Annotated in this window: 5 protein-coding genes; all 5 read right to left on the bottom strand. The window is 60.5% G+C overall.

Going from position 1 to position 7,979, the window contains the following annotated elements:
• Nucleotides 1-441: 441 nt before the first annotated feature.
• Nucleotides 442-660 (bottom strand): integrase core domain-containing protein, encoded by a 219-nt coding sequence (locus PLJ71_22160; protein HQM51393.1) that lies wholly within the window; start codon nt 658-660, stop codon nt 442-444.
• A 60-nt stretch (nt 661-720) separates the two neighbouring features.
• Nucleotides 721-972 (bottom strand): hypothetical protein, encoded by a 252-nt coding sequence (locus PLJ71_22155; GenBank protein HQM51392.1) that lies wholly within the window; start codon nt 970-972, stop codon nt 721-723.
• 42 nt (nt 973-1,014) lie between these two features.
• Complete coding sequence (locus tag PLJ71_22150; GenBank protein HQM51391.1) at nt 1,015-3,885, bottom strand: glycoside hydrolase family 2 TIM barrel-domain containing protein; 2,871 nt, start codon at nt 3,883-3,885, stop codon at nt 1,015-1,017.
• A gap of 50 nt (nt 3,886-3,935) precedes the next feature.
• On the bottom strand, nt 3,936-7,478 hold the full coding sequence (locus PLJ71_22145) for a DUF4450 domain-containing protein (GenBank protein ID HQM51390.1): 3,543 nt from the start codon (nt 7,476-7,478) through the stop codon (nt 3,936-3,938).
• Between the two features lie 52 nt (nt 7,479-7,530).
• The coding region (locus PLJ71_22140) for an integrase core domain-containing protein (GenBank protein HQM51389.1) at nt 7,531-7,979 on the bottom strand (449 nt) is incomplete at its 5' end.

Below are 7,979 nucleotides of genomic sequence, written 5' to 3'. Positions count from 1 at the left end.
GCTCATAACCCAAAGGTCGTGGGTTCGAATCCCACCCCCGCTACCAATTGGAATCAAAGGACTTACGGAAATCCGTAGGTCCTTTTTTTCGTGCCAAGACGGCGATTTGTACAGTAAACTGTACAGTGAAAATTTTGCCGGGTGCGAACAAAGGAGTGTCGTTCCCGAATACCCATCCGTCGTGAATCAGCACATTTTATGACCGTCGCTTTCTGCGCGGGAAGTGCTGGAACCGCAATCGCGATCCTGAAGACGACACCCGGTGGCTTTGTCTGAGTACGCTGCGGCGAGACTCGATACGGCCGTTTGTTTTGCCACATGTCAGGGCAACGCAAAATGGCGGAGAGTAATTCTGTTTGTGTTCCACACAGTGCGGCGTTCGTAACGATGGTGGAGGCCGCCGACCCGGGGCATGGCCACAACGTTGCCCTGTTCGGGCGCCTAGACGGGCCGGGGTTCGGGGCTGTCCATTCTTAGTGACAGGTGGGTGCGGGATTCGTTGTAGTACTCGACGTACTCGGCAAGAACCCGCCTCAGATGATTCTCGTTGAAGACGATGACATGGTCGAGGCATTCACGGCGGATACTCCCGTTCAGCCGCTCCGAGTAGGGACTCTGCCAAGGGCAGTGAGGCGCGGTGAGTACGTCCTCGATGCCCATGTTCTTCACCCGCCGTCGAAACTAGTCGCCATAGATCTTGTCGTGGTCGCGGAGCAGTTACTAGGGTGCGGTGTCCCAGGGAAAGGCCTCCGCGACCTGTTGCGCCGTCCCCGGTGCCGTCGGGTGTTCCGTCAACGTGAAGTGGAGAATGTGGCGGCGTTCAAGGGACAGGATGAGGAGAACGCAGAGGATCTTGAATCGGACCGTCGGGACCACCAGGAAGTCGATTGAAACAATGCCCTTTGCGTCGTTCTTCGGAAACGCCTGCCAAGTCGGGTTCATAGACGACATGGTCTTAGTCAGTCTCTTCACCTCTTCTGCGACTGGCGTCCGGCCTGGTTCACCTCATTGAGTCTACCTGTCACCTGTCCCTTGTTTCCCCTCCAGAAACGAGGCCGGCCAACGGGTGTCGGGCTCGGGGAATTCAGCGGCGTATTCAAGCAAGCGAGTGAGGATCCATTGGTTCTCGGGCCGGCCTTGTGCTCCTTGGTGGTTAAGACCGCTGACTATCAGGCATCCCTCGCCCACTGCCACCTCGAAGAGGAGCGATTGCTCCTCGACTTTCTCCAAGGTCGGCAGAGCGCGGATAATCATGTGGGGGTACGTTGGAGCGGTCTCTAGAGAGTACTTGCGGCCGCCCTCGATCAGGTAAAACCATCCGTCGTCGCACCAACCATCCGGCGCCATTGCCCGGGTGACAGGATGGTCATATACGAACGTGCCGCTATGGTTGATCTGATTGCTGACCGTGCCCCGCCACCAGCTCGGTCTGAACGTCATGGGACAGGATTTCAAGGGGGGCTCCATTTCGCCGAGGAGCATGACACACGCGCCTCGATCCAACGCTTCGAGCAGGCGGCGATCATCCAGACGACTGACTACGTATACGGCATGCTCGCTGAAAGCGGCGTCTGCCGGGATTGGCTTCAGGCCCCAGTCACTAAGCATCTCGAGCTGTGTCTCATCGGCACAGATGGGTACGGCCGGCAATGAAGGATTAATCGCGGCCGGGTACAGCCACACGGACCAGTCGTTAACGAAACGCCTCTCGTTCGCCGTGAATGCCACCGCGATGGTCAACCTAGCGGGCGAATCGGTTTGCGGCAATTCCATGTCGAGGCGCGTCAATTCGACGACTTCACCTTGCGGGATCTGGCCGGACGCCACCTGGTCTTTCGACACCGGGTGCCCTCCCGCGCTGATTTCCCATGCGAGTTCGCCCTGAATAGCGTCGACCGAGTAGTTCGATATGAGCAATGTCACGGTCAGGCGGCTCCCGGCGCCATAGGTCCGTTCGAGCCCGTCCTGAAGGAGCACAACGTCGTTATTGAACTTGAGGACGTCTTCCTGCGTGATCGACTTGGGCCGAAAATAATGGTCCAGGATTCCGTTCGACGTCGTCCAATAGTCCTGGAGAAGCCACCATTGATAACCGCAAATACAGGGATTTCGCCGCATCGCTTCGGTGTTGAACTTGTGGCAGAGCGCGTACAGCCGCTCGGATTTGTCGGCCCACTGGCCGGCCTCGTCAACAAGACCCCGTTCCGCGAGCTTGGCCTTGCCGGCGGTGAGCCAGAAGGGTTTGAAGTTGTGTTTGAACTCGTCGAGCAGGCCGGGACGCGAAAAGGTGATGTAGTTGCCCGACTCGTGCGAGATCACCGGTTTCTTGGGTGGGCCCATCTGGAACTTGGCCGGGTTATCGAGCGGATTGGTCGCTTCATTGAAGGGGACCGTGTAGAAGTCAAGCGTATCCCGATCATTTGCGGGATCCAACACCTGAAGCGACACGGAATCCGAATCGACATACAGTCGCGACGGATCATACTGACGCGCGATAGCCTGGAATTCTTCCCGCAACGGATTAGGTTCGTACAGTTCATTGCCCCTGACCCAAGCGAAGATCGAAGGATGGTTTCGGTGCCGCTTAATCGACGCCGTCCACTCGCGCCTGTACGTGTCGATGGCCACATTGGGGTCGGTACCCGGCAGGGCGTGGGCTTGCCACACATAGCCGGTTCCGGGAAGGTAAGTGTGATAACAGATGGGAAACTCCGCGGTGGCAATCATGCCCACCTCGTCGCAGGCTTCGTAGTACTCGGGCGGCATGATGGCGCTGTGGTTGCGCACGAAGTTGAAGCCATACGCCTTGGCCACGCGCAGCCGCGCGAGGTAAAGTTCCTTGTCGCTTGGCATCGCCATCTGTTCGGGATAGATGTGATCATCGCCATAGCCTCGTAACATGAGGCGCTTGCCGTTCAGCAGGATGTGGAAACCGTCAATCGTGAACTGGCGCATCCCAAAACGGACCTCGACTGCGTCGACGGCGTCATTCCCCTTGAGAAGGCTTAGCCGCGCTGTGTACAGAGCTGGGCTGTCGGGAGTCCAGAGCGCCGCGCCCGGCAGGGACGCCGTGACGGCTATTGGCTGCCCGGACACGGGCTTCATCTCGAACCTAATCGTTGTTTCAGCTGCACTCTTGCCGCTCGCGTCGAAGACCTGCAGTTTTGTCCCGTCAGGCACATCGACATTGCCATTCAACGTGGCGCTGGCGGAACAACTCGAGTCGGACGGGCTCGGCTGTACGAACAGGTCGCTTAACCAAGCCTCGGACCGCGCTTCCAGCAGGACGTGGCCCCAGATTCCGCCCCAGGGCACATCCATATAATCCGCTAACGAAGCCGTGCCGTATAGGCTGTCCACTTCCCACCGTTGCTTGGAATCGACTTGAATCGTGATCGTCGCTGGCGCGCTTGGCACCACGAACGGCGTAATGTCCCATTCCTTGCTCGACACGCACCCGATGTGCTCGCCGACGAAACGCCCGTTAACCCATGTTTTCGAATAGCGGTTGACGCCCGTCACAATCAGGAAGACACGCCGCCCCGCCCATGTCGCAGGGATCTCGACCTGCCGCTTGTACCACCCTTTCCCCACGAAGTTGTGCTGCACCTTGTCGGTGGCTGTCCCGTATCCCTGATTGTCCCAGATGCCAGGCACCAGGATCTTCCCGTTGGCCTCCGCGGCGTAGCCTGGCAAGGGCATCTTCGGCAACGCCGTATCCGGCGCATACCACTTCTCAATTTCTCCCTGACTGTCGAGGTCGGTGGCGAAGTCCCATATGCCGTCGAGACTCAGGCTTTCGCGCGACTGCGCCCGGCCGACGGCAGGGAGCAGGGCGAATAACAGCAACACGGCAATCAACGCCTGCGGAAGTCTAAGACGCATTTGAAGTCTCCTGTACCAAATACACCAACGGGCGGCTCGCGGAATCGCAGTCACTCCGGGCGCAACAGCGTGGCCGACACCAGGCCGACGACAACGTCGTTGGCAAGGCAACGCACGGTCATTGACTGTAACTCGCGTTCCGGGTTCAGCGGCAGATCCAGAAGCGTGGCCCGGCCCGCGCCCAGATCGATTCGCGGCGGATGCGGCGCGCTGACACAGAATCCGTCATTCCGGAGGTCATAATCGGCCTCGATTGGCCACCATGTTGTCGGATTGTGTAGCGGAAGCCGTTCCGTTTCTCCGCCGGCGTAGGCGATGAGGATCTCCCCGTTGTCCAATTGCGACTGCATCGGATGTGTTGAGCCGGCGACCAGGAACCATGCGTGTTGTGCCCGGCCAGCCAGAGGAATCACCATCTCCTTGGGGAAATTGTCCCACTGCGACGTGAAGATGATGTTAGGATTATCGCCAGGACCGGGCGTGTTCAAGGGGATTCCCTGCGGACTGACAAAGCGGCCTTCAGCGCCCGCCGCCGTGCGCAACGCGGCGTCATCGATCTTCGGCGCAAGATCCTTGTCTCCGTAACACCAATCGCCATACCCGCACAATGGAATCTGTAGCGAACAGTAAGGCGACCGTGGCGAGCGATATTCGTGCCTGAAGATCTCCGAAACGCGGTCGTTGAAGAAGCCATTCAGGTCAACACACTCGAAAGCCAGTTTTTGGTCGGGCATCGGCGGCCGCCAATCGACCAGGGCGTCCCGCACGATTCGTCCCTGTCCGAGGTCGACTGAGATCGTGTTCGTCCCCGGTACGAGGCCCTTGGCAGGCAACCGAACCGGCTCGGACTGCGCTCGTGGCGACACTTGCAGGACGACGGTCTCCCTCGTATCTCCGCATTCGGCGATCGCGGGACCGGCAATCGCCTGGTCCATATTGTTGAGAACCACGAGTTCCACTTCTCCGCTCTGCCAGTTGACCGCGCTGTGCACGATCTCCAGCGCCGGGCGGATCTCGAACGCCATGGGCGCCCACCACTCGAGGGCGCCTTGCTCGAGCCGAGCGAATGCTGTGCGATGACCGAGTCTGCCCGCCGCCACGGTACGCACCTGCCCAGACTCAAACACCACGTCTTTTAGAGCCTTCTGGGGATCGTTAATCTCGCGCACTGTGGCCGTCCCAAATTGCGCAACAAACGGCTCGCCGAAGCCAACCACTCCCGGCGCGTCCGTGCGCGCTGGCGCCTCGCCCTCCCATCGGATCTCGATGATGGCGCCTTCCGCTTCCTCAGCAAGAATCTCGATCGCGGGCTCACCAACGGCCGGCGCACACTCCCATTCGGCTTTCTGGCCGTTCACCCTCACATCAGCCACCTGCACGGTGCGCGCCGCTACGCGCAAGCGGAGCCGAGCCGGCGAGCCCAGCTTCGACCTCACTTCAAATCGTTCCGTGTCGCCTGTCCGCGAATATGTGTATCCGACGTACGGCGTATCAATTGACGCGGAGTCCCAGTCCCGCGGCAGCCCCGGGCGAATCAGCAACTCCCCCTCGAGCAGATTCGGCACAATCCCGAACAGGCCCTCCACCAACCCGCGCCCGAACATCCCCACCGAGCAACAGAAATCCGTGCAAGCGCCGCCCCAGCGCCCATCATGCTCCGAAGTGCCGGCGCAGTTGCCCGGCACCCGGCCCGCGTACATTGCATCGAGAATGGCGCCGCGATAGAGGTTCCACGCCATGCCACTCTGGCCGGCCTGCCACGCCGCCAAGGCCGTATGCGCCACCTCGCTCGGAAACACATTGCGCACACTCCAGATGTAGGGCACCCAGTTTGAGGTCCACAGAACGGCCGACTTCCCCTCGACGGGCACGTGCCCGATCTCCGTGTCCGCATACCGGAGCATCTGGCAGGCTTGGAACATATCGGGTAGGTCGGAATCGACGGGATGATAGATTGACGGCAACTCGGCGCTTGGATGTAGACGCTTCAGCCCGAGCAGGTCGCGGTACTCGGCGTACCAACCGAGCTCAGGCATCCAGAGGACCTGGTTCATCGCGGCCAGGGTCTTGTCGGCCTCTCGTCGGAACGGTTCGCCGTCCTCGCCCAGCAGTGTGGCCAACCTGGCTGCGAGCCGCAGCGCTCGGTAGTCGTAGGCCGACGCCTGCGTGCATGGACTTCCACTGTAATGGTGGGCGTCGCTGATCAAAGTGTTGGCGTAATTCTCGTACAAGCCGTCATCGTCCGGATCGAAACATCGCTTTTCCCAGGCAAGGTGTTTCGTCAATACAGGCCACATCTCCCGCGCGAACTCCAGGTCGCCCGTCCACTGGATATGCCAGAGAAGCTGGTCGATGTACACCTGCTGCATGTCGTATTGGCCCACCTGATCCTTCACGGCAAGGTGCGGAATGCATCCCCGGGTGTTGAAAACTGAATCCAGTGCCTGGCGCGCCAAGTTGTATTTCGGCTCCATGCGCGGCTCACCGGTAGCCGGCTCCTGCACCTGGAGCGCGGCAAACGTCCGGAAGTGGAGCTTCGCGCGATCATACCAACCGAACTCGCTGGCGATGTACGCCCCGCGCCACCCGAGATATGGCATGTGCCAAGCAGCACCGCCATGTGCGTAAGTGGGCGGGTCCCAAAGTCCGTCGGCCGCCGCGCACATTGCCGGGACCGCCGCGTTAATGTATGGATCGGGAGTGACAACCCGCACACGTTCGGCAATACTTGTGCGGTGTGCCTCCGCGGCCGCAAGTGCCGCCGGCAACTGTTCCGCCCCGAGCCGAACTCCGTTTTCCGCAAGCCGTTCCAACCCCAACAACACCGTCTCGCCCGGCGCCAGCGCGCGGCGCCCCACGAGGATCGGACATTGCCCTGCTATCGACTCCCACAGCGTGTTCGGTGCAGCAATCGCCGTAGCATCCGCGATCTTCAGCGTTGCCCCCGGTGGCGTTGTGCCGGCCACGGGCCGTGTGCCGTGGCAGGGTGCCCGCAGCTCAAATCCTCCCTCCGAAATCGTGAAGACGTTCTGCGCACAATCCTCCGGCTGGAACAACACCGCCGATTCCGGAACATAGCGCGCCGTGTCGAAGTTCCACGCCCCCTTCATGAATTCCGACGCTCCGCCAAACGCCCACACCAGATCCGCCGCCACCGCATCCCCAGATGCCGCTACCTGCACAAGCGCTCCATCCCCCTCACCCATCGGCACCACGTCGATTACGAGCGACCCGGATGCCAAGAGTGCATCACGGATCTCGTACCGCATCGCGCCACCCCGATAGCGCGCCACCACCGTTTCTGCCTCCGTCAGCCATTTCGAGGCGCCGGCGGAAGCGATCCCCAAGCGCAGCGTTCCCCCCTTGCCCGGCAATGAAAGCAGGATCTCCGGCAGATCTCCCGCATACGTGAAGAAAATGGAGTTGCTCCCGTAGAGCGGCCGGTTGAAACGATTCTTCCCGTTGACAATCACGATATCGGCGCCGTCGGGTTGGTAACGAAACGGTCGAATATCCTGGGCAAGCGGAGCGGTTGCATTGTCAGCTGAGATGACAAAAAGCAGCGGGCAAAGAGAAACTGCCAATACAGTCACTGAGTCGAACATTGTACGTCTTCAGAACATTTGGGACACATAGGCCCCGGAATTAGGGTAGAGATTCGGCTTCTTTGCCCAGGTTGATGGCTCGCCTTCGAGCCCGTGTTTCGGCCTTGAGTTTGTCCCGTGCTTCCAGTATCGCCTCCCTTCTTCCGAAGTATACGTCATCGGGCGTCACGTTGCCCAGGGCTTCGTGGTAGCGCTCGGAATTGTAGTATGCCACAAACGCCGCGATCTCCTCGGTCAGGTCCCACGGCATGGTGTGGACGGTCAGGAGAACACGCTCTTTGAGCGACCGATGATAGCGCTCAATTTTGCCGTTGGTCTGGGGGTGGTACGGGCTGGCCAGGATGGGGGTGATGCCCACGCCCTCCACATAGTCCCGAAAGGCCTTTCCCACCAGTCCCGAGCCGTTGTCCGAGAGCAAGCGCGGCTTGCGGAGCCGGGGCGCTTGCTCCAAGCCCGTGGCCCCCAGCGCGTCCTGCACCACCTCGCTGA

It is taken from the genome of Candidatus Hydrogenedentota bacterium (assembly GCA_035416745.1).
Taxonomy (GTDB): domain Bacteria; phylum Hydrogenedentota; class Hydrogenedentia; order Hydrogenedentales; family SLHB01; genus UBA2224.
This window is presented reverse-complemented; position numbering and strand designations above follow the sequence as displayed.

Excerpts from the sequence above, each read along its gene's own strand:
- PLJ71_22150 (HQM51391.1), bottom strand. The coding sequence starts at position 3,885 with ATGCGTCTTAGACTTCCGCAGGCGTTGATTGCCGTGTTGCTGTTATTC.
- PLJ71_22160 (HQM51393.1), bottom strand. The coding sequence starts at position 660 with ATGGGCATCGAGGACGTACTCACCGCGCCTCACTGCCCTTGGCAGAGT.